Annotated in this window: 27 protein-coding genes and 1 other annotated feature; of the genes, 23 read left to right on the top strand and 4 right to left on the bottom strand. The window is 47.7% G+C overall.

What is annotated here, in order from left to right; all coding sequences use genetic code 11:
- The first annotated feature begins 13 nt into the window (after positions 1-13).
- The 8 genes from GON05_RS11365 to GON05_RS11330 all read left to right on the top strand — a co-directional run bounded on the left by GON05_RS11365 (position 14) and on the right by GON05_RS11330 (position 7,849).
- Positions 14-1,177: an Rne/Rng family ribonuclease gene (locus GON05_RS11365; RefSeq protein WP_127455311.1), complete on the top strand. Its 1,164-nt coding sequence runs from the start codon at positions 14-16 to the stop codon at positions 1,175-1,177.
- 53 nt (positions 1,178-1,230) lie between these two features.
- Positions 1,231-1,318 (top strand) — a sequence feature (ribosomal protein L21 leader region).
- A gap of 13 nt (positions 1,319-1,331) precedes the next feature.
- Entirely contained in the window at positions 1,332-1,643 is a 312-nt protein-coding gene (rplU, locus tag GON05_RS11360; RefSeq protein ID WP_127455312.1) for a 50S ribosomal protein L21, read from the top strand.
- An 11-nt stretch (positions 1,644-1,654) separates the two neighbouring features.
- A complete protein-coding gene (locus tag GON05_RS11355) occupies positions 1,655-2,008 on the top strand; it encodes a ribosomal-processing cysteine protease Prp (protein ID WP_157319210.1) in 354 nt (117 codons plus the stop codon).
- A 4-nt stretch (positions 2,009-2,012) separates the two neighbouring features.
- The gene (rpmA, locus tag GON05_RS11350) at positions 2,013-2,324 is read left to right on the top strand and encodes a 50S ribosomal protein L27 (RefSeq protein WP_127455314.1); all 312 of its coding nucleotides are present in this window, start codon (positions 2,013-2,015) and stop codon (positions 2,322-2,324) included.
- A gap of 188 nt (positions 2,325-2,512) precedes the next feature.
- Complete coding sequence (locus GON05_RS11345; protein ID WP_157319209.1) at positions 2,513-3,268, top strand: Spo0B domain-containing protein; 756 nt, start codon at positions 2,513-2,515, stop codon at positions 3,266-3,268.
- Positions 3,269-3,323: 55 nt separating this feature from the next.
- A complete protein-coding gene (gene obgE, locus GON05_RS11340) occupies positions 3,324-4,625 on the top strand; it encodes a GTPase ObgE (protein WP_157319208.1) in 1,302 nt (433 codons plus the stop codon).
- 944 nt (positions 4,626-5,569) lie between these two features.
- Entirely contained in the window at positions 5,570-6,643 is a 1,074-nt protein-coding gene (locus GON05_RS11335) for an anthranilate phosphoribosyltransferase (protein WP_157319207.1), read from the top strand.
- A 186-nt stretch (positions 6,644-6,829) separates the two neighbouring features.
- Entirely contained in the window at positions 6,830-7,849 is a 1,020-nt protein-coding gene (locus GON05_RS11330; RefSeq protein WP_157319206.1) for a C40 family peptidase, read from the top strand.
- A gap of 40 nt (positions 7,850-7,889) precedes the next feature.
- Here the strand turns inward: GON05_RS11330 and GON05_RS11325 are convergent, their stop codons facing one another.
- Positions 7,890-8,399, bottom strand: a complete 510-nt coding sequence (locus tag GON05_RS11325; RefSeq protein WP_157319205.1) for an NUDIX hydrolase — start codon at positions 8,397-8,399, stop codon at positions 7,890-7,892.
- A 166-nt stretch (positions 8,400-8,565) separates the two neighbouring features.
- Here GON05_RS11325 and GON05_RS11320 point away from each other — a divergent pair, with 166 nt between their 5' ends.
- From GON05_RS11320 to GON05_RS39035, 5 genes are all read left to right on the top strand, one after another.
- Entirely contained in the window at positions 8,566-9,048 is a 483-nt protein-coding gene (locus GON05_RS11320; RefSeq protein WP_246069137.1) for an ACT domain-containing protein, read from the top strand.
- 34 nt (positions 9,049-9,082) lie between these two features.
- Positions 9,083-10,369: a homoserine dehydrogenase gene (locus tag GON05_RS11315; RefSeq protein ID WP_127455320.1), complete on the top strand. Its 1,287-nt coding sequence runs from the start codon at positions 9,083-9,085 to the stop codon at positions 10,367-10,369.
- Between the two features lie 27 nt (positions 10,370-10,396).
- Positions 10,397-11,374, top strand: a complete 978-nt coding sequence (gene thrB / locus GON05_RS11310) for a homoserine kinase (RefSeq protein ID WP_157319204.1) — start codon at positions 10,397-10,399, stop codon at positions 11,372-11,374.
- Positions 11,371-12,234, top strand: coding sequence for a prephenate dehydratase (gene pheA, locus GON05_RS11305; protein ID WP_157319203.1), 864 nt, complete (start codon positions 11,371-11,373; stop codon positions 12,232-12,234). Before thrB ends, pheA begins: the two co-directional genes overlap by 4 nt.
- Positions 12,235-12,423: 189 nt before the next feature.
- Positions 12,424-13,998, top strand: coding sequence for a LysM peptidoglycan-binding domain-containing protein (locus tag GON05_RS39035; protein ID WP_220138843.1), 1,575 nt, complete (start codon positions 12,424-12,426; stop codon positions 13,996-13,998).
- Positions 13,999-14,070: 72 nt separating this feature from the next.
- Here the strand turns inward: GON05_RS39035 and sigW are convergent, their stop codons facing one another.
- Positions 14,071-14,682 carry an RNA polymerase sigma factor SigW gene (sigW, locus tag GON05_RS11295; RefSeq protein ID WP_127455323.1) on the bottom strand — a complete coding sequence of 204 codons (612 nt, stop codon included), beginning with the start codon at positions 14,680-14,682 and terminating at the stop codon, positions 14,071-14,073.
- A gap of 113 nt (positions 14,683-14,795) precedes the next feature.
- Here sigW and GON05_RS11290 point away from each other — a divergent pair, with 113 nt between their 5' ends.
- From GON05_RS11290 to yajC, 9 genes are all read left to right on the top strand, one after another.
- Complete coding sequence (locus GON05_RS11290; RefSeq protein ID WP_157319202.1) at positions 14,796-15,107, top strand: hypothetical protein; 312 nt, start codon at positions 14,796-14,798, stop codon at positions 15,105-15,107.
- Positions 15,108-15,199: 92 nt separating this feature from the next.
- Positions 15,200-15,865: a BofC C-terminal domain-containing protein gene (locus tag GON05_RS39915; RefSeq protein WP_157319201.1), complete on the top strand. Its 666-nt coding sequence runs from the start codon at positions 15,200-15,202 to the stop codon at positions 15,863-15,865.
- 118 nt (positions 15,866-15,983) lie between these two features.
- Positions 15,984-16,487: a crossover junction endodeoxyribonuclease RuvC gene (gene ruvC / locus GON05_RS11280; RefSeq protein WP_127455325.1), complete on the top strand. Its 504-nt coding sequence runs from the start codon at positions 15,984-15,986 to the stop codon at positions 16,485-16,487.
- Positions 16,484-17,113, top strand: a complete 630-nt coding sequence (gene ruvA / locus GON05_RS11275) for a Holliday junction branch migration protein RuvA (protein ID WP_127455326.1) — start codon at positions 16,484-16,486, stop codon at positions 17,111-17,113. The genes ruvC and ruvA overlap by 4 nt, the downstream gene beginning before the upstream one ends.
- A 55-nt stretch (positions 17,114-17,168) precedes the next feature.
- Complete coding sequence (gene ruvB, locus GON05_RS11270) at positions 17,169-18,179, top strand: Holliday junction branch migration DNA helicase RuvB (RefSeq protein ID WP_127455327.1); 1,011 nt, start codon at positions 17,169-17,171, stop codon at positions 18,177-18,179.
- A 580-nt stretch (positions 18,180-18,759) separates the two neighbouring features.
- Positions 18,760-20,952, top strand: a complete 2,193-nt coding sequence (locus tag GON05_RS11265) for a SpoIID/LytB domain-containing protein (RefSeq protein WP_157319199.1) — start codon at positions 18,760-18,762, stop codon at positions 20,950-20,952.
- A 10-nt stretch (positions 20,953-20,962) separates the two neighbouring features.
- Complete coding sequence (queA, locus tag GON05_RS11260) at positions 20,963-22,036, top strand: tRNA preQ1(34) S-adenosylmethionine ribosyltransferase-isomerase QueA (RefSeq protein ID WP_157319198.1); 1,074 nt, start codon at positions 20,963-20,965, stop codon at positions 22,034-22,036.
- A 45-nt stretch (positions 22,037-22,081) separates the two neighbouring features.
- Complete coding sequence (tgt, locus tag GON05_RS11255; protein WP_127455329.1) at positions 22,082-23,221, top strand: tRNA guanosine(34) transglycosylase Tgt; 1,140 nt, start codon at positions 22,082-22,084, stop codon at positions 23,219-23,221.
- Positions 23,222-23,236: 15 nt separating this feature from the next.
- Positions 23,237-23,551: a preprotein translocase subunit YajC gene (yajC, locus tag GON05_RS11250; RefSeq protein WP_157319197.1), complete on the top strand. Its 315-nt coding sequence runs from the start codon at positions 23,237-23,239 to the stop codon at positions 23,549-23,551.
- A gap of 48 nt (positions 23,552-23,599) precedes the next feature.
- Here yajC and GON05_RS11245 read toward each other — a convergent pair whose 3' ends face one another.
- Positions 23,600-24,439 carry a phosphatase PAP2 family protein gene (locus GON05_RS11245; RefSeq protein ID WP_157319196.1) on the bottom strand — a complete coding sequence of 280 codons (840 nt, stop codon included), beginning with the start codon at positions 24,437-24,439 and terminating at the stop codon, positions 23,600-23,602.
- A gap of 93 nt (positions 24,440-24,532) precedes the next feature.
- Positions 24,533-24,913, bottom strand: coding sequence for a TIGR04086 family membrane protein (locus tag GON05_RS11240; RefSeq protein ID WP_246238978.1), 381 nt, complete (start codon positions 24,911-24,913; stop codon positions 24,533-24,535).
- 109 nt (positions 24,914-25,022) lie between these two features.
- On the opposite strand from GON05_RS11240, the gene GON05_RS11235 reads away from it, so the two are divergent.
- Positions 25,023-26,363 carry an ArsB/NhaD family transporter gene (locus GON05_RS11235; protein ID WP_157319194.1) on the top strand — a complete coding sequence of 447 codons (1,341 nt, stop codon included), beginning with the start codon at positions 25,023-25,025 and terminating at the stop codon, positions 26,361-26,363.
- Positions 26,364-26,418 lie beyond the last annotated feature (55 nt).

Raw genomic sequence — 26,418 nt, 5'->3', positions numbered from 1 at the left:
GAGGTGAACGTGTATGAAGCAACTTATAATTCACTGCGCACCGGAGCTTACACAAGCGGCATTGCTGGAAGAAGGTCGCCTTGTTGAGTATGATTCGCAGTATCCGCTTGATTCCCAAAGAGCAGGCAGCATCTACATGGGTCGCATCGTCAACGTACTTCCCGGCATGCAGGCGGCATTTGTCGACATTGGACTTGCGAAAAATGCCTTTCTTTATATAGACGATCTCCTCCCTGTCCATTTGGACAAGCAACCTAAGATTAAACCCTCAATAACGGAGCTTGCTGAAGTTGGGCAATTGCTTATGGTACAAGTATCCAAAGACCCGCAAGGCACCAAAGGCGCAAGAGTAACGACGCATGTTTCAATTCCTGGCCGCTGGATTGTGTATATGCCAGGTGCCGACTACATTGCAATTTCCCGTAAAATTGACCTGGAAGTTGAAAGACAGCGCCTCAAGCAGCTGGCCGAAGGCAATTTGCTCCCTGGCGAAGGCGTCATCCTTCGGACGGGTTCTCTTGGCCAAAGCGAAGAAGCGATCCGCGACGATTTGCAAAATTTGCGTGAATTGTGGCAGATGATTCAATCCAAAGCACAAGGCGCCGAGGCTCCTGCGCAGCTTTATCAAGATCTGGATCTCTTGCCGCGATTAGCCCGTGACGTGATTACTTCGGAAGTGAACGAAGTTTGGCTTAATGACTCCAAAGTGTTCGAAGAGATGAGACAGCTGCTTCGCAAGCAGCACCCGAGTTGGCGGGGGCGAATCGCTTTCTACGACAGGAAGACTCCGCTGTTCGATCATTTTGGCGTAACGGAAGAGTTGAATGTGAGTTTTAGAAGGAAGATATGGCTGCCAAGCGGCGGCTACTTGATTATTGATCAGACCGAAGCGCTGACGGTTATTGATGTGAACACAGGCAGATATACCGGATCGATTAATTTGGAGCAAACAGTCACGGATATTAATCGTGAAGCGGCAAGTGAGATTCCAAGGCTTCTGCGCCTGCGGAATATTAGAGGCATTATTATCGTTGATTTTATTGATATGATTTCGGAAGTCAACCGCGCGGCGGTTATGGAGAACATTACGCAGGCTGTGCGCAAGGATCGTTCCAAAACGATCATCGTTGGCTGGACGAAGCTAGGCTTGCTGGAAATGACGCGAAAACGCAAATAAAACATTGCATATCAAAATGTTTCTGTGATATAATACTCGGAGTGTGTTGTTTAGGCATGCTGTAACCGCACGAAACGGGTTGAAGCACGGTTGGATATTCATCCGGACCGTCACCTGGACAAGGCGAGTCTGAGACATGAGGAGGTCATGAAAAATGTACGCAATTATTGAAACAGGTGGTAAACAGTACAAAGTTCAAGAGGGCGATGTTCTTTACATCGAGAAATTGAACGCAGCTGAAGGTGAAGTTGTTTCTTTTGATCGTGTGCTTATGGTATCCAAAGAGAGCGGCGTAGTTGTAGGTGCTCCATTGGTATCCGGTGCTGCAGTTTCCGCGAAAGTGGAGAAACACGGCAAAGGCGCGAAAGTTATCGTGTATAAGTACAAACCGAAAAAGAACTACCACAAAAAGCAAGGTCATCGTCAACCATACACAAGAGTTGTAGTTGAGAAAATCCAAGCGTAAGAGGCGAGCTTATGATCTACGTGACCATAAAGCGTCTAGTACCGGATTCACCTCAAATTGTATCTTTTGTAGTGGAAGGCCATGCTGAATTTGACGTACCAGGCAAAGACTTAGTCTGTGCTGCAGTATCGGCGGTAACGTTCGGTACATATAATTCGATTGAAACCTTAACGGGAGTCATTCCTATTCACGAGATGGAACGGGGCTTTATGGATATTACGATTCCAGACAGCGCACGATCTGTACCGGAGAAATGGAGCCAGATTCAAGTGATTCTGGAATCGATGGTCGTCATGCTAGAAACCATTGCAGACAATTACGGTGACTATATAACGATTAAAACAATCTATAACAAAGGAGGATAACATCATGTTGAAATTGGATCTCCAGTTTTTCGCTTCCAAGAAGGGTGTAGGTTCCACAAAGAACGGACGTGACTCCCACTCTAAGCGCCTTGGCGCTAAACGTGCAGACGGTCAAACCGTAACTGCAGGAAGCATTCTCTATCGCCAACGCGGTACGAAAATTCACCCAGGAACGAACGTGGGTATTGGTTCGGATGATACACTTTTCGCTTTAGTACCAGGCGTAGTGAAATTCGAGCGTCTTGGCCGCGATCGCAAAAAAGTGAGTGTATACCCAGTTGATGTAGCTCCTGTGGCTGCAGCTCTAGAAGCGTAATGAGAATCCCTGGCGAGCGATAAGCCCGTCAGGGATTTTTTCCTCATATGAAGATAACCTCTAATCGCGGTCAGTCATTATGGATGGCCAAGGGCAGAGGTTTTCTCATTTGTTTGGTGACGTTTGCAAGATGGCCATGCTATACTGGATAAACGGTTACAAAGCAGGGAGAACGGAGCGGACGAGGAATGAAACGAGTGAGCAGCGCACAGGCTTATTTATTGGCACTTGTGCTCATTGGGTTAACGGGAATGTTATTTCTAGAACCCTGGATTGTCAGGGTGGCATTACTCCTAATCGTCGTCATCAGTGGTTACACAGCTTTTAAATTGCAGGAAAGCAGCGTTCAAGAGAAACAGAACCAAGAGCTTAGGGAGCGAGATGAGCTTGCTCAGAGAAATTTGATACAGGTCATCAACCGATTGCGCCATGATTGGATGAACGATACCCAGATTTTATTTGGTTATATTCAGTTGAAGAAGTTTGATAATTTACAGCCTTATATGGAAAAAATAAAAATGAATATGCAGCAGGAAAGCAATCTATCCAAGCTGGGTATCCCCTCTTTAATTGCTTACTTGCTGTTGTTCCGAGTGCAGTCAAAGTCCTTAGAGCTCGAAGTTGCCTTAGACGAAGAGATAAATTTGGGACAGCTTCCTTTGCGAAGCGGACTGATTGAGAGATTAGTCAGGCAAACGGCTGAATGCGTGCAGGCGCATGCGGCAACAAGTGACGATGAGAGCGGCAAACTAAGCTTGGAATTCGAGCTTCAAGAAGATGGCTTACTGCTTGATTTCGTATATCAAGGTCCTTATCGCAGGGACCAGTTAGAAAACGCAGTGAAGGAAATGTTGCGCTCTCATGCCCATTCATCTTCACTTGAGAATAGCGATTGGCAAGAGGAAGAAGCGGTTATCACGGTACGACTGCCGTTTCTTACATAATAGAGGGATCTTGGGCTTTCATTGACCAAAGTCCCATCTTAGTTGAGGTGTAGAAATGTTTGTAGATAAAGCGAAGGTTTTTGTAAAAGGCGGCGACGGCGGCGATGGATTAGTTGCATTTCGGCGCGAGAAATACGTACCGGAAGGCGGCCCAGCCGGCGGTGACGGAGGCAATGGCGGCGATGTGGTTTTTCGCGTCGACGAGGGTCTGCGTACCCTGATGGATTTCCGCTATCAGAAGCATTTTAAGGCGGATCGCGGCGAGAAAGGCCGCAATAAATCCATGCACGGCGCTAACGCAGAGGACATGATCGTTCGCATCCCGCCGGGCACGACCGTGATTGACGATGATACGCAAGAAATCATCGCAGACTTGACGCGCCATGGCCAGGAAGTCGTTGTGGCCAAAGGCGGCCGGGGCGGCCGGGGCAACACGCGTTTCGTCACACAGCGCATCACAGCGCCGGAGATTGCCGAGAACGGCGAGGAAGGTGTAGAGCGCTGGGTTGTGCTGGAGATGAAAGTAATGGCGGACGTCGGCCTAGTCGGTTTCCCTAGCGTAGGGAAATCTACGCTGCTGTCGGTTGTTTCTGCCGCGAAGCCCAAAATCGCAGCGTACCACTTTACAACCCTTACCCCGAATCTTGGGGTTGTCGATGTCGGCGACGGACGCAGCTTCGTTATGGCGGACCTTCCCGGTTTGATCGAAGGCGCGCACGAAGGCGTGGGCCTTGGGCATGAGTTCCTGCGACACGTGGAACGGACGCGAGTTATCGTGCATGTCGTGGACATGTCCGCAGCGGATGGACGCGATCCTTATCAAGATTTCCTGATGATCAATGAGGAAATAAAGCTCTATAACGCTAAATTGGAGCAGCGCCCGCAAATCGTTGTTGCTAATAAAATGGACATGCCGGAGTCCGAGGACAATCTTGCTTTGTTCAAGGAACAGCTTGCAGCTGATGGCAAAGAGTTTGAGGTGTATCCAATCTCGGCTTTAACACGTGGTGGCGTGCAGGAGCTTCTCTATAAGATTTCTGACATCGTAGAGAGCATTCCGCAAGCTCCTGAAGTGGAAGGCGTGGCAGAGAAAGAAGAGCGTAAGGTGTATCGCTTTGAAAAACAAGAAGAGAATGATTACACAATTCGTCGCGTAAACGATGTCTTCGTGATCGAAAGTCCTTCGATTGACAAGTTGATTAAACGTACGAACTTTAGCACGCAGGATGGTGTCGCGCGATTCGCCCGCATTTTGCGGAACATGGGGATCGATCAAGATTTGCGCAGCCGTGGTGCTGTGCATGGACAGACGATTCAGATCGGTGACTTTGATTTTGAGTTTGATGAAAAAGGCTAAAAGGAACACTCATCCTTTGGGATGGGTGTTTTTTTGTTAAAATCTATGTATGGAATCGAATCTACTCAAACAAATATTTTTCGTTGTAAAGACGGCTGTGCAGCAAAGTTGAAGAGCTACGTTGCATGACATACAACGTAATGGTGTGGTTAGACCGCGATTGCGGTCTTTCGTTGCACATCATACAACCATTTGTTGCAAAAGGTGAATTGTAAGCGGTTTAAATGCAACAATTGTTGTATTAAGTGCAAGATAGTGGCGAAGTGAGGCCCCTTTACGGACAAATGGTTGCGCAAAATACAACATAGCTATCACAGTCGCTGTTATCGCTCCAGCAGTTCCTCCTGGAGGGGAACTACAGGGCTCTATTTCATCGAAATAGGCTCCTCTTCAAGTGGAGGGGAACTGAGGTCCTCTATTTGTCCGTTTTCTTGAAGAAATCGGGGTTAGGCTGCAAAATAGGGCCCTGCAGTTCCGCTTGAACGAGGAAACGGGCTTAATTTGTTAGAATAGCGCCCTGTAGTTCCTCTAAGTGGCCAGCCAGCTTACCTCTCCTATGAGGATGCCCCCTCCGCCAAATGTCTCAGTAACGCTGAATTTTTAGCGGCGTTGGGTGTTCTCCACCGCCAAAATTCGCTCCCTATGGGCTCTTAACAAGCTAAACTACGGAGGGGAATTAACTTCTCCAACGCTTCCTTTCTCCTCAACGAGGAAATACTGGGCACTATTTCATTGAAATACTTTTGCTTCGCATCTACCTTGACAAAAGCGCTCGTCCTAAAAGGACGACGAAGTCGGTTATCCTTGTGTGATTCTTGATTAATGTCACAATACTTGACATATAAATTGGAAAGTATTACGATTTCCTTATCCGAACAATATTTATGTTATTAAACATGACATTAAATCAAGAACTGGAGCTCTAATAGGAAGGAGGATGAACGATGAAAAGATGGATTCAAGCGATCGGTTCGGGCCAGCAGGGAACCACGCGCGATCTCACGTACGAAGAAGCTTTGGAAGCAGCGCATGAAATGGCCAGAGGAAATTCTACCGACGCGCAATGTGCAGCTTTCTTGATGGCGCTTTGTATGAAAGGTGAAGCTGATGAAGAGATGAGGGCGTTTATTGACGTTTTTCACAGCTATGCCCAACCTTATCATCCATTTGCGGATTCGCTTAATTGTGCAGGCCCTACGGAAGGGCGTCAATTTTTTCCCGTTACACTACCTGTTAGTCTCTTGCTTGCCTCAGTAGGTTTCTCCCAAGTGCTGCATGGAGGCGATTCTCTCCCGTCAAGACAGGGAACAGCGATGCAAGAAATCTTGGAAAGCTTCGGCGTTGCCATGGATTTATCGGCCAAAGCTTGGGAAACCATGTTGTTTCACTTGCACATTGGCTTCCTGCATACCGATCAACTCTGTCCACCGCTTGGGAAGTTGAAACAGGTTCGTGAACAGATAGGGCTGCGAACGGTCATCGACATGATTGAGAAAGTGATGAATCCTGTACAATCCATGAATATGATTATTGGCGTCAATCAGCGGAAAACGATGGAGTCGCTCATTCCTATTTCTATGAGATCCGGCGTACAAAGTATTTATCTGGTGAACGGTATCGAGGGCTCTGAAGATTTGCCGATTTACCAAAACAGCACAATCCGCATCGTTACCCCTTGGGGAGACGAGTCACGCGTGGTGGAACCGCAGAAATTCGGCTTTCTGAGCGGCCCCCTGCAGCCCATGGACAAGGCTGAACAGCTCACGTCGCTGCGCCGTATTATCGGCGGTGAGAATTCCGAAGAGCTGAAGCGGGAGCGGGATCACGTTATTTTTAATGCTGGATTGAGGTTGACGTGGTTCGATAAGGTGGGAAGTTATGAGGAAGGCTTTCAATTAGCGGAATCTTTGTTGCAAAGGAGAGAAGCTCAGAAGGTGATGCAGAAATGGGTGGATCAGAGTCATCGTTTCACATTGCAAGACTATCCTCACAACGATTCCTCTTCAAAAATTGGATAAAAAGACCATTCTGCGGTTAATTCGGCAAAAATGGTCTTTTTTTTATTTCTACCCTCTGAAACTAGCTTGCCCCTGCGAAATGATATAAGAGGCAACGCTTTCGGTGCCGGACAACCTGGCACAAGCAAGATCACGAAAGTGGATGCACAACAACGTGAAAAGCAGAACGCTAAGGAGGCATACAACATGAAAAAACAAATACTCACCCTAGCGCTGGTTCCAGCACTTATTTTCGGCGCAGTTACCGTTCCTATGGCCAAAGAAGCTTCGGCCGCTACGACGACCACAACCGGTCAAATCGTAAGCTCCGTCAGTTTCCGCCAAGGTGCAAGTACGGATGCTGCACGTATTCGCTATTTGAAGGCGGGCGAGAAAGTAACCATTCTGTCCAAAGTGAATAGCTACTGGTACAAAGTAAGAGCATCCGATGGCAAGGAAGGGTATGTAAGCACCGATTCCAAATACATAAAAACGTCTAGCGTGACAACGCCGGATGGTTCCGATAATAACAGCGGTTCAACGGGACAAATTGTAAGCTCCGTCAGTTTCCGCCAAGGTGCAAGTACGGATGCTGCTCGTATTCGTTACTTGAAGGCAGGCGAGAAAGTCACCATCTTGTCCAAAGTGAACAGTTATTGGTACAAAGTAAGAGCGTCCGATGGCCAGGAAGGTTATGTAAGCACGGATTCCAAGTACATTAAAACTTCAGGCGTAACATCGCCGGGAGATTCAAACAATAACGGTGGTACAAGCGGCGGATCCGCCAGCGAAAAAGCGCAAAAAGTGATTGCGGCCGGCAAAAAATATTTAGGGACACCTTATGAATATGGTTCTAGCCGTGATAATACCAACACGTTTGACTGCTCTGACTTCGTTCGTCAAGCATTCTTGGACGGTATTGGGTTGAAATTGCCAAGCGACTCTAGAGGGCAAGGGAGTTATGTGAAATCACTCGGTAACGCCAAAACCGATTGGCATGATTTGAAACCTGGCGATCTCATGTTCTTCATGGATTACAAAGGGACAAGCAAGTCGAATTACAGCGGTATCGATAAATCGAAACAAACGATCTCACACGTGGCCATTTACTTAGGTAATGGGCAAATTTTATCGACGTATTCCAAGGAAAGCGGCGGAGTTCGCATTGATTCCTTTGAAAATCGTCACTGGGAATACCGTTTCTTATATGGCGGCAGCGCACTTTAAAATTCAAAAAGCAGACTTCGAAATCGAAGTCTGCTTTTTTTTATACTTCCATAGGATCAACAAATGGATGCCAATGAATGGTAGGTAAATTGCTTTGTTCACTTACGCCAGCAGAACCGATCCAGGGGGTTGTTGTAGGTCCAGCAACTAAATAATGCTCCAGCAAATTGCGGAAAATAAATGGAAGAGGACGTTCTAGAACAAGATCTTTCGGAACCCAGTGCAGCTCACCTTCAGGGGTGGTGATACGGGGATTCACATCGGTGGAGCCGACGTAGAAAAACTGCTGCCGAACTTCTTGTCCATTTAGACGCAGTAAAATATACTGCAAGCGAAGTCCTTGGATTTCATCGTGTTCTATGCCAGTTTCCTCCCATATTTCACGTAAGCACGCGGCACGCGGGTTGTTTAGTTCATCTGGCTCTAAATGGCCCCCGATAGCGGCCCACAGCCCAGGGGACAGTGTGCGCGTTAAAGAGCGTTTCATCATAAGCAATTCATTCCGGCTGTTCCATAGGAGAGCGGTAGACATCATACGCAATGTAATCATGGTGGCGATCCCTTTCTTTTTCTAGTACACTCAGCTTAGCACAAGTAAACTAGCTCCTGCAAAGAAGGTAGTTTCAGAGCAATTTGCCTATTGCTTCAGACCTCGTGATTCGATATAATGTCCTCTATAGGTAAACAATAGTCTTTCTAGAGAGGACGGTAAGGTCGTGCCGGAAAGCAAAGAGTTTCTACAAACGATCAAGCACACCGGTCCTGAGAGGTACTACTTAGTCCGGGAAGATATTTTGCCAGAAGGTGTACTGAAGACAGTGCAGGCCAAAGAGCTGCTCGCTCGGGGTGAAGTGAAGACGATTCATGATGCCGTGGAACAGGTTGGGCTCAGCCGCAGCGCTTTTTATAAGTACAAGGATGGCATTCATTCGCTAAATAAGCTGGAAAGAGAGCGTATCGTAACGATTTCGATGGATTTGGAGCATCGGTCGGGGATTTTGTCCCGCGTTCTTGCGCTTATCGCTAATTTGGAAGGGAATGTGCTTACGATTCATCAGACGATTCCACTGCAAGGGATGGCCAATGTCGTCATTTCTGTTGAAACCTCAACGATGGGGGAAGAAATTCGTCAGATTTTGGACCGGCTGCAGTCGCAAGAAGGAGTTAAGCGTGCCATGATTATCGGTCAGGGCAGTTAAGATAAACATATTACTATTCGGGAGGACAAACGAAATGAAACCGATCAAGGTAGGATTACTGGGACTAGGCACAGTAGGAACAGGTGTCGTACGTATTATTGAAGGACATCAAGAGGATTTACACCGTCAGACAGGGTCTGCGATCGAAATTGCCAAAATTTTGGTGCAAGATAAATCAAAGCTTCGCAACATTTCCGTAGACGCGGACAAGCTGACGGAGAATGTCTGGGACGTCATCAGCGATAGCGAAATTGATGTTGTTGTTGAAGTGATGGGCGGCGTTTCCGCTACGAAAGATCATATTCTAACGGCTCTGGGCAACGGAAAGCACATTGTGACGGCGAATAAGGATCTCATGGCGATGCATGGCGCTGAAATTTTGGCGAAAGCAGCTGAGCACGGCTGTGACGTTTTCTATGAAGCAAGTGTTGCCGGCGGTATTCCGATCATTCGTGCACTCGTAGAAGGCTTCTCCTCTGACCGTATTACGAAGATCATGGGGATTGTTAACGGAACAACGAACTATATTTTAACCAAAATGAGCCAAGAAGGCGCTGCTTACGCGGATGTGCTGAAAGAAGCCCAAGCGCTTGGTTATGCAGAGGCTGACCCGACTTCCGACGTTGAAGGTCTTGACGCTGCCCGCAAGATGACGATTCTATCCACACTTGGCTTCCATGCCAATGTTAGCCTTAGCGATGTTGAAGCAAAAGGAATTTCTAAAGTAACAAAAGAAGACATTCAATACGGCAAGAAATTAGGATACGAAGTGAAGCTGCTTGGTATTGCTGAAAATCATGACGGGCATATCTCCGTAAGCGTTCAGCCTACGATGGTGAAGAGCTCTCATCCGCTTGCTTCCGTAAATGGCGTGTTCAATGCCGTGTACGTGACGGGCGAAGCGGTTGGCGAGACAATGTTCTACGGAGCCGGCGCAGGCGAGCTGCCTACAGCAACATCTGTTGTAGCGGATTTGGTTGCCGTTGTCCAGAACTTGAAGCTTGGTGTGAGTGGACGCAGGGTGCTTGCCCCTTACAAGGAGAAGAAGCTGAAAACAGATGAGCAAATCGCTTGCAAAAACTTCATTCTTTTGCACGTTGAAGATAAAGCTGGTGTACTTGCGCAAATTACGCAAATTTTTGCTGAGCATGAAGTCAGCCTGGAGTCCGTCTTCCAGCATCCGAACAAGCACAACCCGAAAGCTGAAATTATCATCATTACGCATGACGCCAACCAAGCCAGCATGAAAAATGTGCTGAAGCAGTTTGAATCCATGGACGTTATCCACGCCATCAAAAGCGTCTACCGCGTTGAAGGCTAATCTATTGAAAAGAGGCGCAATTTCGAAATGAGTTATAAGGCAGTGCAAAAGGTAAGAGTGAAAGTGCCGGCAAGTACGGCAAACTTAGGTCCTGGCTTTGACTCACTGGGGATGGCCTTGAATTTATATGCCTGGATTGATATGGCCATCTCGGAGCAAACCACGATTGATTTGATCGGTGATCAAATGCACGGGATTCCAACGGACAAGACGAATCTCATTTATAAAGTTGCACAAATGGTATTTCAAGAAGCGGGCGTTTCCCACCCGGAGCTGTCTATCTCGATGTACAGCGATATTCCGCTAACCCGCGGGCTGGGCAGCAGCGCGTCGGCGATTGTTGGCGCTCTGGCCGGAGCCAATGCACTGATTGGCAATAAGCTCACAGAATATGAGCTGTTTCAAATTGCAAGCCGCCTGGAGAAGCATCCTGACAATGTAGGAGCAAGCCTTTTTGGCGGCATCGTGGTTGCGTTCTGGGATGGAGAGAAGGCGGAATCCATCCGGATCGAGCCGGACCCGAACCTGGAGGTGCTGGTGGCGATCCCAGCCTTCCAACTGGCTACAGAGAAGGCGAGAGGCGTTATGCCGAAGCAGGTAGCCATGAAGGATGCGGTGTTCAACCTCAGCCACTCATCGCTGCTTGTTGCCGCGCTAATCACAGGCAACCTGGGGATGATCCGTCATGCCATGAAGGACGCGCTGCATCAGCCGTATCGCGCGCCTCTTATTCCTGGCATGAAGACACTGCTCGAGCAAGCCGAGAATCACGGCGCGCTAGGGGTTGCACTAAGCGGAGCAGGGCCAACCATGCTAGCGCTGGTGGACCAGCGAAGCAGCCGCAAGGCGGAGTTGGAAGGGTTTTTGAAGGAGACGCTGGCTAAAGAAGGTATCGAGGCACAGACGTTGTGGTTAAAGCCAAGCCGTGAAGGTGTAACAACGACTGCGCTGCAGGAAAACGATGGGGATCTCCAGTCCTTCGTAGACAAGGAGGTTCATGCATGAAGCGAGTCGCGATTCTTGGACCGAGCACTTTTTCGGAAGAGGCTACCCGCCATTTTTTGGGCGAGGACTTTACCTACGTTTCTTATAAGTTAATTTCTGAAGTCTTCAACGCAACATCGTCCGGTGAAACGGATCTGGGCGTTATCCCCATCGAAAATACACTTGAAGGCTCCGTCCATCTGCATGTGGACTGGCTCGTTCATGAAGTAGATCTTCCGATTCGGGCGGAATGGGTGTTTCCCATCGATATGAATCTCATCGGGTACCCTGCTCCTGAGGGGAGAATGGATGATTCGAATCCATTTGGATATATCCGCAAGGTGCTGTCTCATCACGTCGTGCCTGCACAGTGCAGCCGTTTTATGAAGCAATATTTAAGCGGAGCGGAATTCGAACAGGTCAGTTCAACGGCAGAAGGAGTACGGATTGTTTCTTCTCTTCAGGATCCTTCGGTTGCGGCCATCGGAACGGCAATTGCTTCTACGAACTATGGCGTGCCTATGCTGCAAAAAGAAATCCAGGACCACAAAGACAACATGACGCGTTTCTTGCTGGTCGGCAAGGAAGCTTCCGAGCTGAAATCCTCGGAGGACATGAAGACGACAATTCTTGTCACGCTGCCGGAAGATTATCCGGGCGCACTTCATCAGGTGCTCTCTGCTTTCGCATGGCGGAGAATCAATCTTTCCAAAATTGAGTCCAAGCCAACGAAGAAAAAATTGGGTACTTATTATTTTTACATTGATATAGCGGGCTCTTTGGACTCCGTTCTGCTCCCATCGGCGATTCAAGAAATTGAAGCGATTGGGTGTCAGGTCCGCATATTAGGCTGTTATCCTAGCTATCCCTATACGAATTAACTCTAAGATCCTCCGGCTCTCCAGCGCGGGGGATTTTTTTTGTCCGAAAGGGGCAAAAGCCTAGAAACGTGCATAAGATGTAATATCATTGTGAATATGTAGGTGGCTTAGCTAGCAGGGTTTATGAAAAATTGCTTGTGAATAAGCTTCCAAAGCCAGTTTTTTCTAACGAAAAAAGGAGGTAAGGTGTTGAAAATCCATATTGTCAAAAAGGGAGATACCCTGTACGAGCTCGCAAAAAAATATCATAGTACATTGGATCAGATCATTGCATTCAACCCGCAAATTGCAGACCCCAATGTGCTGGACATCGGCATGAAGGTGAAGATCCCTTCCAAACCGAAGCCGGTCGATCCGCCTGCGTCAGAGTTCGTTTACAAGCACATTGTTCAACAGGGAGACAGCTTATGGAAGCTTGGAAAAGCCTGGGATGTACCTCTACAGGCGATGATTGGGGCTAATCCGCAGCTGAAGAATCCCAACGTACTTATGACAGGGGAAGTTGTTTTTGTTCCCAAAATGCATCATGGAGCTGCGGACACGGCACATCATTCCCCTCCAAAAGCGTCGACGATGCCATTCGATCATATGCCGGAGGCACAGCCGACGACTCCAAGCGATGCAAGTCCGCCGCCATATATCCCGGCTCCGGAAGAAACGATGCCAGAGGCAATGCAACCAATGCCAATGCCAATGCAACCAATGCAACCAATGCAACCAATGCAACCAATGCCTACTGTTCCTGCGCCTGCCCCAGAGCAGACTTTGATGCCTGAAGTGCCAAGTGGAGAGCCAGAGGATATTGCGCTGCAAGAACCATACGAGCAGCCAGCCACTCATCCTTTCAAGCAGTTTCATATTACTGCGACGGAAGTATTCGCTTATCCAGAGGCGAACCAGCAAGAAGCAGCGGCGCATCCGGCATTTATGCCGTATCAACAGCAGCCGTGGGAACAAGCGCCTCATCATACTCAGATGCCCACGTTCCCTGTCAGCAACGAGGGGTGCGGCTGTGGGGGCCCTGCCATCATGGAGCAGCCATGGATGACAGGACCAGAAGGATTTGCTGCTAACCCATTAGGAAATCCATGGGAAGGGCAGCATCATGGCTACCATCACGGCATGCCATCAATGCCGTACATGGCTGACATGAACACAATGCCATCGATGCCGAACATGGCTGACATGAACACAATGCCATCGATGCCGAACATGGCTGACATGAACACGATGCCATGGATGCCGAACGTGGCTGACATGAACACGATGCCATCGATGCCGAACGTGGCTGACATGAACACAATGCCATCGATGCCGAATGAGGCTGACATGCACACAATGCCATGGATGCCGAACATGGCTGACATGAACACAATGCCGTCGATGCCGAATATGCCTTACATGCCTGATTTATATCCGCAAGGATCTCCTTTTGACATGGGGCAGTCCGGACATAATCCGTTTGCTTTTCAACCGGGTCCATATGGAATCCCTTATGCCGGAGCTCACTATCAAGCGCCTTTCGAGTCGCCTATGATGCCGCAAGTTCATACGCATGAACTTACGAAAGAGAGCGACAAAGATGAAGTCGTAGAAATCGATATTCGTACGAACAAGTCAGGGAAAGCCAAACATAGCGGCGGTGCTTCCAAAAAAGCGAAATTGACCGGAACAGACGCGCTCAATGCCTTCGTCAGACGTCAGCAAAGAGCAGTTTTAGAGTCGCAGGAATCCAGACCCAATGTTCCTTGGATTAATTTCTGAATAACAAAAAAGCCTCCTAAGTCCACAGTCCGTGGATTGGGAGGCTTTTTATTATTTTAGCTGACGGAACCATTATGCAATCATTCCGATGGTGAAGAAGACCATAAGCCCAACGACGAAATTCATGCCCCATTTCTTGCGGAGCAGCTCCCGCCCGCGGTGCAGACGAGTTTTTACCGTTGTAATCGGCAAGTTAAGCTTGGTGCTAATTTCTTGAAGCGAAAGTTCTTCCAAATAATAAAGCGTAATGACACTTTTATATTTGTCGGCCAACTTATTAATGGAAGTGTGCATGTGATCTTGGATTTCTGTTTGCAGCACAGCGTGCTCCGGCGATTGATCCTGGCTTGCGAGTTTACTGTAATAGCTGTAATCATCGTCGTGATCACTCAGCTCAGCATCTAGGGATTGAACAGGCCGCTTTTTGCGCAACAAATCAATCGCGACATTTTTGCCGATCCGATAAATCCAGGTAGAGAAGTTCTGGCTTTCATCGTAGTGATTCAAATTCAAGTAAACGCGGATAAATGTCTCCTGAACGATATCCTCCGAATCAGGCCTGTTATGAAGCATGCGGAATGCAAGCTTTTGTATTTTATTCCGGTATAACTCGACTAATTCAACGAAAGCGTTGCGATCGCCTCGTCTGGATAATTGAATTAATTGAAGTTCTGCGACATTCATGGTGTTTCCCCTCCTTAGCGTTTTCGAAAGAAAACTGTCTTCGAAAGATCAGGCTTAGCACATTTTCTTGAAGAAAATCAGCTGGCAGCCTTTTCAGATATATATCGTTTTTCATGAATAAGTATGAGAATATTTCATCTACTTCTGACTATATCATTTCTGTGGCAACAGTCAAATTTTATAGTTATTTTATACTCAAAACATTCCCATTATTTGCCGAATTTATGGATGTTTGGTTACTTTTCATGTCAGTGGTCGGATATGAGGCTGAAGTTGAGCGAGGTGCAGGCACGCTTTTTTCAATTTTGAGTACTTCATTCCAAATAGCAACGGCTCCCCATAATAGGACAACTCCAATAATCAGGAGTGTTGTACGCTTGATTCGTCTTTTACCTTTCATGATAGAGCTTCACCGTCCGTCTTGATTGGTTTGATGCTACTCTCCCTATGGTAAATGATGTATAGCGTCTCATGCAAATGGAAACAATACGAAAAAAGAGAATAGAAGGGGATACCAGTGAATGTACAACGTTTTTTGAAGCATTGGAAAAGAAGGCTGCGCTGGAAACGCAGTTGGTTGACATTAGGGATGATCTTCCTTGTAGGTACGGTTTGCTTCATTGGCTACGCAACAGATGGTTTTTCAGGTACAGACCATTCTCCGACTCAAGCTGCGATGGCTCAATTAACGCCGGAAGACGATGAGCGTCTGAAAGAAGCGGAAGCAACGCTGAAGCGGATTACAGATACCAGGGAAAGCTACCTGCTTAAATCTTACGTTTGCGGTGAAGAGAAGAGCACACTCGGCCAGCAAACCTCAGAGCAGCTGCTTGATATGCAAATGAAACATCCGAACTGGCTGCTCAGTGTCAGTCCTAGCGGAGAGGTCACTTTTACCGAGAATATTGAAGATTTGTCTCCTGCATGCAAAGAGAAAGCGGTATTCGGCATCGACGGCAGCAGCAATCTCTCGTTGTTTAACGGCACTCCTGCCAAAGATAACGTGATACGGACATTTTTCCAACTAAACATCAAGCATTTGGAAAGCAGCCTGCCCCCGGATACGGTGGAAAAGCTGCGCGAGGGCATTCGCATCTCTGATATGGAGGAGTATAATAGCGTATTATCAACATTCAGCGATTATGCCGTGGAAGAAACAGAAAAAGCGATGACAAGACCATAATGGAGCAAAAAAGTGAGGTAGATAAGGGGAAATCCCGAGTCTATCTCTTTTTTTTGTTATCTGCTATAATGAGAAATGACTACATATGTTCGCTTTTTTTAGATGGGAGAGAAATGCTGTGCGTATTCTGGGGATTGATCCGGGGATCGCGATTGTAGGTTTTGGCTTTATTGATAAAATTGGCAGCAAGCTTGTTCCTGTGCAATATGGTTCAATTCAGACGGAAGCACATACCGATCCGGGTCTGAGACTGAAGGATGTCTACGACGCTACAACGCAATTGATAGAAAAGTATAAACCGGACGCAATGTCCATAGAGAAGCTTTTTTTTAACCGAAATGTAACGACGGCATTTACCGTAGGGCAAGCACGCGGTGTCATGATTCTAGCGGGTGTTCAGGCAGGTCTGCCCATAGCGGAATATACGCCTCTTCAAGTCAAACAATCCGTTGTCGGCTACGGGAATGCGGAGAAGAAGCAAGTCCAGGAAATGGTCAAAATATTACTCAAACTATCGCAGGTGCCTAAGCCTGATGATGTAGCTGATGCTCTGGCGATTGCTATTTGCCATGCACATTCTTCTGCTTTGCAATCTAGAATAAATGAGGTCAGAAAAAGATGATAGATTTCTTACGAGGAAAAGTGGCGCTGCGCGAGAGCGAGTATGCTGTGCTGGATGTGAACGGCGTAGGTTATCGAGTATTTTGTCCTAATCCCTATGCGCTTTCGCATAAGGATAATGAAGAAGTTACGATGTTCATTCATTATCACGTGAGGGAAGACGCTCATTTGCTATTCGGTTTTGTCTCGCGAGATGAGCAGGCTTTATTCCGTTTGCTGCTGGATGTGACGGGGATTGGACCTAAGGTCGCTTTGGGTATCCTTGCGGCGGGCGGAAGGCCGGAGGCTGTTATTTTGGCAATTAGCCAAGAAAATTTGGCTTTCCTGACGAAGTTGCCAGGCATCGGCAAAAAGACGGCGCAGCGGATTATTTTGGACCTTAAGGACAAATTAGGTTCAGTGACGTTCTCGAGTCCTGAAGCTGCTGTTGCTTTAAGCGTTGTGGGTTCAGCTCAAATTACGGAGGGCGGCCAAGTTTGGACGGAAGCGAAAGAGGCTCTGATGACGCTTGGTTACACGGAAGCGGAAGTGGACCGCGCATGGCTGCAAGTGAAGCCCAAAGCAAATCCTTCGGATTCTACAGATGTTTTGATGAAGCTTGCCCTGCAAGCCTTGTATACGATGTAGCAAGTATTAGCCAATGAAGAAAGCTTTCCAAGGGAAAGCTCGTAGGAGGATCACCATGGATAATGACCGGATTATATCGGCTAATTTGATGATGGAGGACAACGTCATAGAGTACAGTCTGCGTCCCCGTTATTTGGCTGAATATATCGGCCAGAAGCAGGCTAAGGAGAACCTCAAGATTTATATCGAAGCCGCCAAAATGCGCAAGGAAGCGCTGGATCATGTGCTGCTTTATGGACCGCCGGGGCTCGGGAAGACGACCCTGTCCAATATCATTGCCAACGAGCTTGGCGTGAACATTCGAACAACCTCCGGCCCCGCCATTGAGCGGCCCGGCGATTTGGCTGCCATCCTGACGAACCTGCAGGAGGGCGACGTGCTGTTCATCGACGAAATTCACCGCCTCCACCGTACGGTGGAAGAGGTGTTATATCCGGCGATGGAGGATTTTGCCCTTGATATTATCATCGGCAAGGGGCCGAGCGCACGCTCGGTGCGGCTGGACTTGCCGGCGTTTACACTGGTCGGCGCGACGACGCGCGTCGGTTTGTTGTCTGCGCCGCTGCGCGACCGTTTCGGAGTCGTCAGCCGGCTGGAGTTTTATACGGTGGAGGAACTCACCTACATCGTCTCCCGGACGGCCGACATCCTGCAGGTCGGCATCGTCGGTGAAGCCGCGCGCGAGATCGGCATGCGCTCGCGTGGCACACCGCGTATCGCGAACCGCTTGCTGAAGCGGGTTCGCGACTTCGCGCAGGTGAAGGGCGATGGCATCATCACCCTGGACATCGCCAAAGAGGCGCTGAAGCGCATCCAGATCGATGACCTGGGTCTGGATGAGATCGACCATAAGATGCTGAGGGCGATCATCCAAAGCTTCCAGGGCGGCCCTGTAGGGCTGGAGACGATCGCTGCCACCATCGGTGAAGAGAGTCAGACGATCGAAGACGTCTACGAGCCGTATTTGCTGCAAATTGGATTTTTGCAGCGTACGCCAAGAGGGCGAATCGTTACGCCGCAGGCGTACCATCATTTGGGCTTGCCGGTGCCGGAACAGCGGTCATGAGGAACTTGAGAGGGAGCCGGGAGGCTCCCTTTTTTCGTTACTTGTTGCCGTCGAGTCTGGTGGATATGAGGAGACTTACGCTTGAGCGCCTACTGGTGGGATTCACGACACTTTAACTAGTTGGCCTCTACTGGCGATGTTTTTCCTTCGACAGTTGAGCTTATTTCGACCACAAGCTTACTTCCCCAGCGGTCACCAGCTACCGCTTCCCCCTGTGCACCAGCTACTGCTTACTTCCTATGCACCTACTACCGTTCACTCCTTGCAAGCGCCAGCTACCAGCTCCCCCTTTGGGAGCACGAGTCGCAGGCTAACGGACTGAGATGACCCTATTTGCTACATTTGGCGCAAAATTAACATCTAACGGACTTAGGAGCCGCTATTGAGCATGAATATGCTCAAAACAACAACAAAGTCCGTGAATAACGTCACCTCAGTCCGCTACGTAATGAGGCTGCACGAGCGACACCTGAGCAGCAACTTAATGGTTTACCATTTTATTCTACTAAAAAACAAAACTTCTGCGCTTTGCTAGAGTCTAACTTAGTAGAATGCTGCAAAAGAAAGGAAATATTGTCGAATGAAACGAACAAAAAAGCTGTTAGCCCCCAGAACACTAGCTTTGATTACGACGGCTGCTTTAACGTTTGGAACAGTTCCAGTGTTGACGATCCCTGCACATGCAGCGGGAATATCGCATTTGGATGAAGTACGTGTTGCCTTATTCATAGATTCTGCCAAATATAAATTAATAGAACCGGTTACGACACTCAGCTCGACTGGCGGAATGGATATCAGTGTGCGCAGTTCAGCCGCAGTCGCCGAACAGCTCTGGCTTACTCTACAAGACAGCACCATCCGCATGTCTTTGGATCAGTACAGTGTTATGATGCTGGAAACGACGGACTTCGCTGCTGCAAAAGGATTAAGTACGAAGCTCGCCACCATGTCAGCGGATGGTTACGTGTTAAGCCGGGTGAAACAAGGGAAAACGGTGTTTCAGGTATTTTACGGCAGCTTCCCTACGATGGAAGCGGCAGAAAGCGCTTCAGCTCAAGCGCTAAAAGATGTGACAGTGGCTTCATTCACGAAGCAAGCCCCTCCTGCAGTGACAGGGCCGCTCCATTTAAGCGCGGGTACGTTTGCGTCAGAGGCTGCTGCTTTGCAGCAAGCGGCTGTTTATGCTGGAGCTGGAATTCAAGCAGATGTAGCCTTGCAAGATGATGCCACAGGTAAGCCGGCATATAGTGTATGGATTGGCAACGAAGCGAGTCCTGCTCAGTTAGAAACGGTGAAACAGGCCGCTATGCTTGCGGTTCCTGCCATTCCTTTGCAAGCCGCCAATACGAAGGCGTCCTATCTTATTCGCAAATCAGACGTAACCGCGTCGACGAATGGAACTACACCTGTCCCGCATTTCGCAGCAGGAGCTGGTCAGCAAAAAACGTTGGTTCACTCCAAAGGTGAAGCGATAACTGTAAAAGAAAAAGCAGACCGCAAATATCGTGGCGACATGGAAATCAGTACATATCAGAATAAATTAGCATTGGTAAATGAAGTGCCGATGGAGTCCTACTTATATGGCGTTTTAGGCGCGGAACTTGGCTCCGGATGGCCAGCAGAGGCATTAAAGGCTCAAGCGGTCGCGGCCCGCACGTTTGCCATTAAACAGGGAAATAAATACGAAATCGCTCAAGTGACGGATACGACCTTAGATCAAGCTTATTACGGCATGCAAAAAGAGTTCCCGGCAGGCAATCAAGCGGTTGATGCCACGAAAGATGAAGTCATTTCGGATAAAAGTGGGTTGATTTCACCTGTATTCTCATCGAATTCCGGTGGGAAAACTGCAGATCCATCCGAGGTTTGGGGAAATCCTGTGGGTTATTTGCGCAGCGTGGCTAGCCCTGATCAAGGAGCGGAAAATGGCAAAGCAACATGGTACCGCATTCAATTGACGGATGGCCGTCTGGGCTATGTCTCCGCGGAGTACTTGAAGGATACCGGCCAGAAAGACAAGAACGGTACCCCTTACTACGAGTCTACCGATCAAAATGTCAATGTCCGTTTGGCGCCGTACGTGGACAATACAGCGAATCCTTCTATTGATCAGCTTGCAGCTAAGGAAAAAGTACTCGTCATAGGGCAGGAAAAAGAATCTAATGCCTACTCTTGGATGAGAGGCCCTTATACGCCGAGTGAGATGAAGAGTAAATTAACAGCGGCAGGGGTACAAATCAACGGTGAACTAACATCCCTGGAGATAACTGCACGCGGTCCGTCTGGAAGGGTTACAGAGCTCAAAGCAAATGGCGTTGTAGTTAAAGTGCCATATCCTGACGCCCTGCGCACTGTGCTTGGCGGCTTGCCCAGCACCCTGTTTGAAATTGAAGGAGCAGGAAGTTATACTGGTAGTACCCCGCAAGGAGCGAATCTGGCGATCGTGGGGGGCGGAAGTGCCGGGACGAGCACTACAAGCGCTGACTCCGTCTACGTGCTTTCCGGTAATCAATCCCAGCCGACCTCGCTCAAGAAAACGGATTTGACCGCATTAGGCACCACAGGGTTGGCTAAACCAACGGATCCAGTTGGAACCCCGAACACACCTTCGGTAACACCAACGCAAGGCAAACAATTCGTATTCCGCGGCACAGGATATGGCCATGGATTAGGAATGTCCCAATGGGGAGCAAGAGGTTTTGCAGAACAAGGCTATGATTATAAAAAAATACTTCAGACATATTATACTGGAGTCAACATAACTAAGGAATGAATACACACTCATGGATGTACAAGCATTTGACTTTGAATTACCTGAATCATTGATTGCCCAGACGCCGCTGCTTAATCGCACGGCGTCTAGACTGCTTACGCTGAATAAACAGACCGGAGCAATTGGTCACCAGACTTTTGAACAACTAATTGATTATCTGGAAGCCGGGGACTTGCTCGTGATGAATGATACACGAGTCATTCCAGCACGGCTCTTTGGCATGAAGAAAGACACGGGAGCCAAGGTTGAGCTATTGCTCTTGAAACAGCTCGGTGAGGACCGTTGGGAGGCCTTGGTAAAGCCCGGGAAGCGCATGCAGATGGGGGCTGTGGCCGTTTTTGGAGTGAACCAGGAGGAAGAGCCGCTGCTGACGGCGGAGGTCGTTGAAGTTGGAGAGATGGGAGCACGCGTGCTTCAATTCAGCTATAAGGGCATTTTTAATGAAATTTTGGATCGATTAGGGGAGATGCCCCTGCCTCCTTATATTAAGGAACAGCTGCCGGAGAGGGAACGCTATCAAACCGTGTATGCGAAACACGAGGGCTCGGCCGCGGCGCCAACAGCAGGACTTCATTTCACGGAGGCTTACTTGGAGAAGCTGCAAGCGAAGGGGGTTCGTCTAGCGTTCGTCACGCTGCATGTGGGATTAGGCACATTCCGTCCAGTGTCCGTAGACACCATTGAAGAGCATCAAATGCACGCGGAGTATTACGTGCTTTCCGCTGAAACCGCAGCGGCGATCAATGAAACCAAAGCGAACGGGAAACGTGTTGTTGCTGTAGGAACAACATCTGCTCGAACGCTGGAAACCGCCGCAGGTATCAGCCGTGAGCAAGGAGGAGCGGAAGCTGGGAAGCCATTAGTTATCCAGCCTTCGCAGGGATGGACGAGTATCTTTATTTATCCGGGATATACATTCGGGGTGGTGGATGCTCTGTTAACGAATTTCCATTTGCCGAAATCAACCCTGCTCATGCTGATTAGCGCTCTGGCTGGAAGGACGCATATCATGCAAGCTTATGAAGAGGCTGTCCGAGAAGAGTATCGCTTTTTTAGCTTTGGAGACGCAATGCTTATTTACTAAATAGAAACAAAGACTAGAGGAAGCTTAGAATAGGAAGTGGATGTAATGGCAGCAGCAGTAACGTACGAACCGATCAAAACTTGTAAACAATCCGGTGCCCGCTTGGGTCGGGTTCACACCCCGCATGGCGTCATTGAAACGCCGGCTTTCATGCCGGTTGGCACGCAGGCTACGGTAAAAACGATGAGCCCGGAAGAGTTGAAAACGATGGATGCTCAAATTATTTTGAGCAATACATATCATCTATTCATTCGTCCTGGACATGAGATCGTGAAATCCGCAGGCGGATTGCACAAATTCATGAACTGGGATCGCCCTATTTTAACGGATAGCGGTGGGTTCCAAGTGTTTAGCCTGAGCAACATGCGCAAAATTACGGAAGAGGGCGTTACGTTTAAATCCCATTTGAATGGTGATAAGCTGTTTCTTTCGCCGGAAGTAGCCATGGAAATCCAAAACGCGCTTGGTTCCGATATTATGATGGCCTTCGATGAATGCCCTCCGTTCCCGGCAGAGTACGATTATGTGAAGAAATCATTGGAACGTACGACACGCTGGGCCGAGCGCTGCCTGAAAAGTCACAGCCGTCCGGAAGACCAAGGTTTATTCGCCATTATCCAGGGCGGGATGCATGAGGACCTTCGCAGAATGAGCGCGGAGCAGTTGACTTCCATGGATTTCCCGGGGTATGCTATTGGTGGATTGAGCGTTGGAGAGCCTAAGCATTTGATGTATGAAGTGCTTGATTATACAGCACCGTTGATGCCGGCTAACAAACCACGTTATCTGATGGGTGTGGGTTCACCCGATGCCTTAATTGAAGGCGCTATCCGCGGGATCGACATGTTCGACTGCGTACTGCCTACAAGGATCGCCCGAAATGGGACTTGCATGACAAGCGAAGGCCGTCTTGTGATTCGGAATGCGAAGCATGCAACGGATTTTGGCCCACTGGATCCCAAATGTTCATGTTATACTTGCACAAATTACAGCAGAGCATATATTCGTCATTTAATTAAAGCGGATGAAACCTTTGGAATCAGATTGACAACGATTCATAACCTTCACTTTCTGCTACAGCTTATGCGCGATGTCAGAGGGGCCATTATGGAAGATCGCTTGCTCGATTTCCGTGATGAATTCTTTGCCTCCTATGGGCTGAATGATAATGAAAGAGGATTTTAAGAAAGGAGGATACCTATGTTTCTATTGGCTGAAACTACAACTGCGAATACTGGCGCGGTAGGATATTTGTATACATACGGGCCGTTAGTGCTCATGTTCGTGGTTCTCTATTTCTTACTTATTCGTCCACAGCAAAAAAGACAGAAAACACGCAATCAAATGCTCGGCTCTTTGAAAAAAGGAGATAAGGTCGTTACGATTGGCGGTCTTCACGGCACGATTATGGAGATCACTGACGACATTTGTGTGCTTCGTGTCAACGATGCAACGAAAATGACTTTTGATCGTTCTGCCATCAATGCTGTTTCACAAACAACAGCAAAGGAATAAAATAAAAAAGCGAGAACCTTCATCAGGCTCTCGCTTTTTGTTTGGCTTTTAAAGCTCATTATTTTTGAAAGATCGTTTAAGCAGTGCTTGCTCGCCAAGAACCAGGCGTCCTTCGGAAATGCGCAGTCCTAATCTTGCGGCTACAACACCTAGCACGACACCAGCACACATATCGGATAACCAGTGGATACCGAGATAGAAAATCGTGAAAATGATAAAAGCTGAGGAAATCGGAACGAAAATTTTCCAGAATGTATTGCGGCTCTTCACAGCAATGACGGCCATCGATACGGAGATCGACGTATGCAGGCTAGGGAAGCAATTATCCAATCCCGACAGCGGGCGATAGTCCTGCTCGAAGGTTGGGAATACATCGAGAATAAGCAGCTTAACATTGGGATGAAACGACCAGACTTCGTTAACTGGAAAGAACAGATAAAACGGAATGGCTATCATATAGTTGAACATGAGTGCGTAACAAATCGCGTAGAATAGTTTGTAATTTTTCTGAAATGTATACAGGGCAATGGATGTAATCATGACGGACGGAAAGACCACAACATAGAAGTAACTGCTGATCACGGTCAATATATCATTGTGGAAGAAATGTTGAATCGCTGAAACAAAGTTTCCTTCTATGCTATAGATGGATTTGGTAAAATCAGCTTTATAGTCAATTCGTTTCTCGACCCACATCTCAAGTTTATTGAAAAAAAGGATTGTGATGAGTGCTGCGAAGTGGATTAAATACTTGCGGGATGTAAATATTTCTTGAACGAAGCTTCCAGCGATAACGAACGGATTTTTGCGTGTTGCGGCAATTAGAAAGACGATGACAGTAATTACTATATAGACCGTCGCATGTGTCATAGACTGAAACGGGCTCATGGTGTTTTCCCCCTAATATTGGAAATTATTGCGAATATAACTATGATAGTATACCACAATCAAAGGGGGATAGTGAATTTTCACGGAAACGTCTTATTTCGTCGTGTTAACGCCAAGGATGCCTCCAAGTGCTCCTGCTGCAAATAAAATACCGAGCAATTGCAGGGATTGAAGATTCAATCCTGCGTCAAAAGCTAGAAAACCAACCAAGAAAATAAGGATAAAATAGACGAATCCGACGAGTCCCCCGTGGTACCAGCCGCGGTTACCGGCTCTTTTGCCTGAAACCCAGCCTCCAATAAACAGTGCTGCAGCATGGATAATCGTAGTTAACGTATGCAAGGAACTCTCTTGTGTGCTAGTTAGCAGCAAAAATAATGATGTTACTATTGTCCCAATTGTCATCATGCTTAATGAATAGGCAAGTCCGGAAAATAAAGGTGATGTTATTCGAACCTGACTGACCGTTTTCATGGGGTTCACAGGCACCAATCCTTTCTTATATTCGTTCTTTTCATTATCATCATTGTATGGCCAAGCACATAGAATTAGTACAGACTGTTCAAAGGGAAGGTGAATAATTATGACGGAATTTTCTCAAGGACCCGCTCTGTGGCAGGCTATTGCAGCTCTTATTATTTTTGTTGCCGCTTATATTTGTATCTTGATTGAGAAGTGGGACCGTATGTATACAGCGCTTGGAGGAGCCATCCTGATGCTTTTGCTAGGCATTGTTCCAATTGGAAAGGCGCTTACAACATACGCTAATTGGCATGTTCTTTTATTTCTTGTTAGTTTATTTGTGATTGCCGGTCTATTTCAGAAAACAGGACTTATCGCATTCGCCGCAAGCAAAATCATACGTGTGTTTCGTTTACAGCCTTTTACGATATTAATAGGTTTGTCGGTGCTGGCTGCTGTAAGTTCTGCCTTATTAAACGCTTTGCTCGCCATCGCTGTTATCGTTCCGATCCTGCTCAAAACGACGAAGATGATGAAACTGTCGCCTGTACCTTTTTTGATTTCTGTCTTGTTATCGGCGAATCTCGGTGGCGCAGCAACGCTTATGGGCAATTGGTCCAATAGGTTGATAGGTGCAGCTGAGCACATAACAACAGGGGAGATGCTGATCAAAATCGGACCGCTAGTTGTTCTCATGTTGGCCATCGTCTATCTAGCAATCTGGTTTCTCTATGGAAGGAAAATGATTATTCCGGAAACGTACAAGCGGGAGGTACTTAGTTTGCAGCCCGAAACATACTTAACGGAAGATCGCGTCCAATTTATCGGGGGCAACGCCATTGCCGGGGCAACGCTGCTTGCTTTTTTACTGCAAGGTATTTTGGGGTGGCAAGCCTCCTATATTGCTGCAGGCGGAGCCGTAGCGCTAATCGCGCTTAACTATCAGGACCTCATTCAGCTTTTCAAAAAGAGAGACTACCGTTCATTCTGGAGTGGGGTACTCGAAACACAGGGGTTGTTTTTTCTAGGATTGTTTATTATGGTTGGCGGATTAACGTATGCCGGGATATCGGGATTCATCGCTGTTAGAGGGTTGGAATTGAGCCAAGGTTCCATGTCATTTTTATCCATGCTTTTGTTATGGTTGACGGGGTTTGGTTCATCGGTTGTGGATTATGTGCCATATACTGCGGCGATGATTCCTGTGATAGAACATATAGGAACAGAAATGCAGAGTTTTTCTCAAACATCCATTCAACCTCTGTGGTGGTCCATCATTATTGGAACCGCAATTGGAAGCGGGGTTACACTCTTCGGTTCGATATCAAGCATGTATGCGGCAGCACTTGCGGAGCAAGAAGGAGGAGGGCTTAATCCCCGGAATTATTTCATGATTGCAGGGCCGATCTCCTTGGTTTTATTCATCGTAGCTACGATTTATTTCAAGTTATTTCTGTTGTAATTCCCAACAATTGAATACGTAAAATCTGCATGATGAAGTGCATGAGCGGTCAGAA

Source organism: Paenibacillus anseongensis, assembly GCF_009757995.1.
In the GTDB taxonomy this organism is placed as follows: Bacteria; Bacillota; Bacilli; order Paenibacillales; family NBRC-103111; genus Paenibacillus_E; species Paenibacillus_E chondroitinus.
Note: the sequence above shows the minus strand (reverse complement) of the source record. Positions and strands in the feature narration are given on the sequence as shown.

Bases quoted from the DNA above. Each gene is read 5' to 3' on its own strand.
- GON05_RS11335 (WP_157319207.1), top strand. From the start codon at position 5,570: ATGAAAAGATGGATTCAAGCGATCGGTTCGGGCCAGCAGGGAACCACG.
- ruvA (WP_127455326.1), top strand. From the start codon at position 16,484: ATGATAGATTTCTTACGAGGAAAAGTGGCGCTGCGCGAGAGCGAGTAT.
- GON05_RS11330 (WP_157319206.1), top strand. From the start codon at position 6,830: ATGAAAAAACAAATACTCACCCTAGCGCTGGTTCCAGCACTTATTTTC.
- GON05_RS11355 (WP_157319210.1), top strand. From the start codon at position 1,655: ATGATCTACGTGACCATAAAGCGTCTAGTACCGGATTCACCTCAAATT.
- pheA (WP_157319203.1), top strand. From the start codon at position 11,371: ATGAAGCGAGTCGCGATTCTTGGACCGAGCACTTTTTCGGAAGAGGCT.
- GON05_RS11325 (WP_157319205.1), bottom strand. From the start codon at position 8,399: ATGATTACATTGCGTATGATGTCTACCGCTCTCCTATGGAACAGCCGG.
- thrB (WP_157319204.1), top strand. From the start codon at position 10,397: ATGAGTTATAAGGCAGTGCAAAAGGTAAGAGTGAAAGTGCCGGCAAGT.
- GON05_RS11365 (WP_127455311.1), top strand. From the start codon at position 14: ATGAAGCAACTTATAATTCACTGCGCACCGGAGCTTACACAAGCGGCA.
- obgE (WP_157319208.1), top strand. From the start codon at position 3,324: ATGTTTGTAGATAAAGCGAAGGTTTTTGTAAAAGGCGGCGACGGCGGC.
- ruvB (WP_127455327.1), top strand. From the start codon at position 17,169: ATGGATAATGACCGGATTATATCGGCTAATTTGATGATGGAGGACAAC.
- GON05_RS11345 (WP_157319209.1), top strand. From the start codon at position 2,513: ATGAAACGAGTGAGCAGCGCACAGGCTTATTTATTGGCACTTGTGCTC.
- tgt (WP_127455329.1), top strand. From the start codon at position 22,082: ATGGCAGCAGCAGTAACGTACGAACCGATCAAAACTTGTAAACAATCC.
- rpmA (WP_127455314.1), top strand. From the start codon at position 2,013: ATGTTGAAATTGGATCTCCAGTTTTTCGCTTCCAAGAAGGGTGTAGGT.
- GON05_RS11265 (WP_157319199.1), top strand. From the start codon at position 18,760: ATGAAACGAACAAAAAAGCTGTTAGCCCCCAGAACACTAGCTTTGATT.
- GON05_RS11235 (WP_157319194.1), top strand. From the start codon at position 25,023: ATGACGGAATTTTCTCAAGGACCCGCTCTGTGGCAGGCTATTGCAGCT.
- rplU (WP_127455312.1), top strand. From the start codon at position 1,332: ATGTACGCAATTATTGAAACAGGTGGTAAACAGTACAAAGTTCAAGAG.
- yajC (WP_157319197.1), top strand. From the start codon at position 23,237: ATGTTTCTATTGGCTGAAACTACAACTGCGAATACTGGCGCGGTAGGA.
- sigW (WP_127455323.1), bottom strand. From the start codon at position 14,682: ATGAATGTCGCAGAACTTCAATTAATTCAATTATCCAGACGAGGCGAT.
- GON05_RS11315 (WP_127455320.1), top strand. From the start codon at position 9,083: ATGAAACCGATCAAGGTAGGATTACTGGGACTAGGCACAGTAGGAACA.
- GON05_RS11240 (WP_246238978.1), bottom strand. From the start codon at position 24,913: ATGAAAACGGTCAGTCAGGTTCGAATAACATCACCTTTATTTTCCGGA.
- GON05_RS11245 (WP_157319196.1), bottom strand. From the start codon at position 24,439: ATGAGCCCGTTTCAGTCTATGACACATGCGACGGTCTATATAGTAATT.
- GON05_RS11290 (WP_157319202.1), top strand. From the start codon at position 14,796: ATGAATAAGTATGAGAATATTTCATCTACTTCTGACTATATCATTTCT.
- queA (WP_157319198.1), top strand. From the start codon at position 20,963: ATGGATGTACAAGCATTTGACTTTGAATTACCTGAATCATTGATTGCC.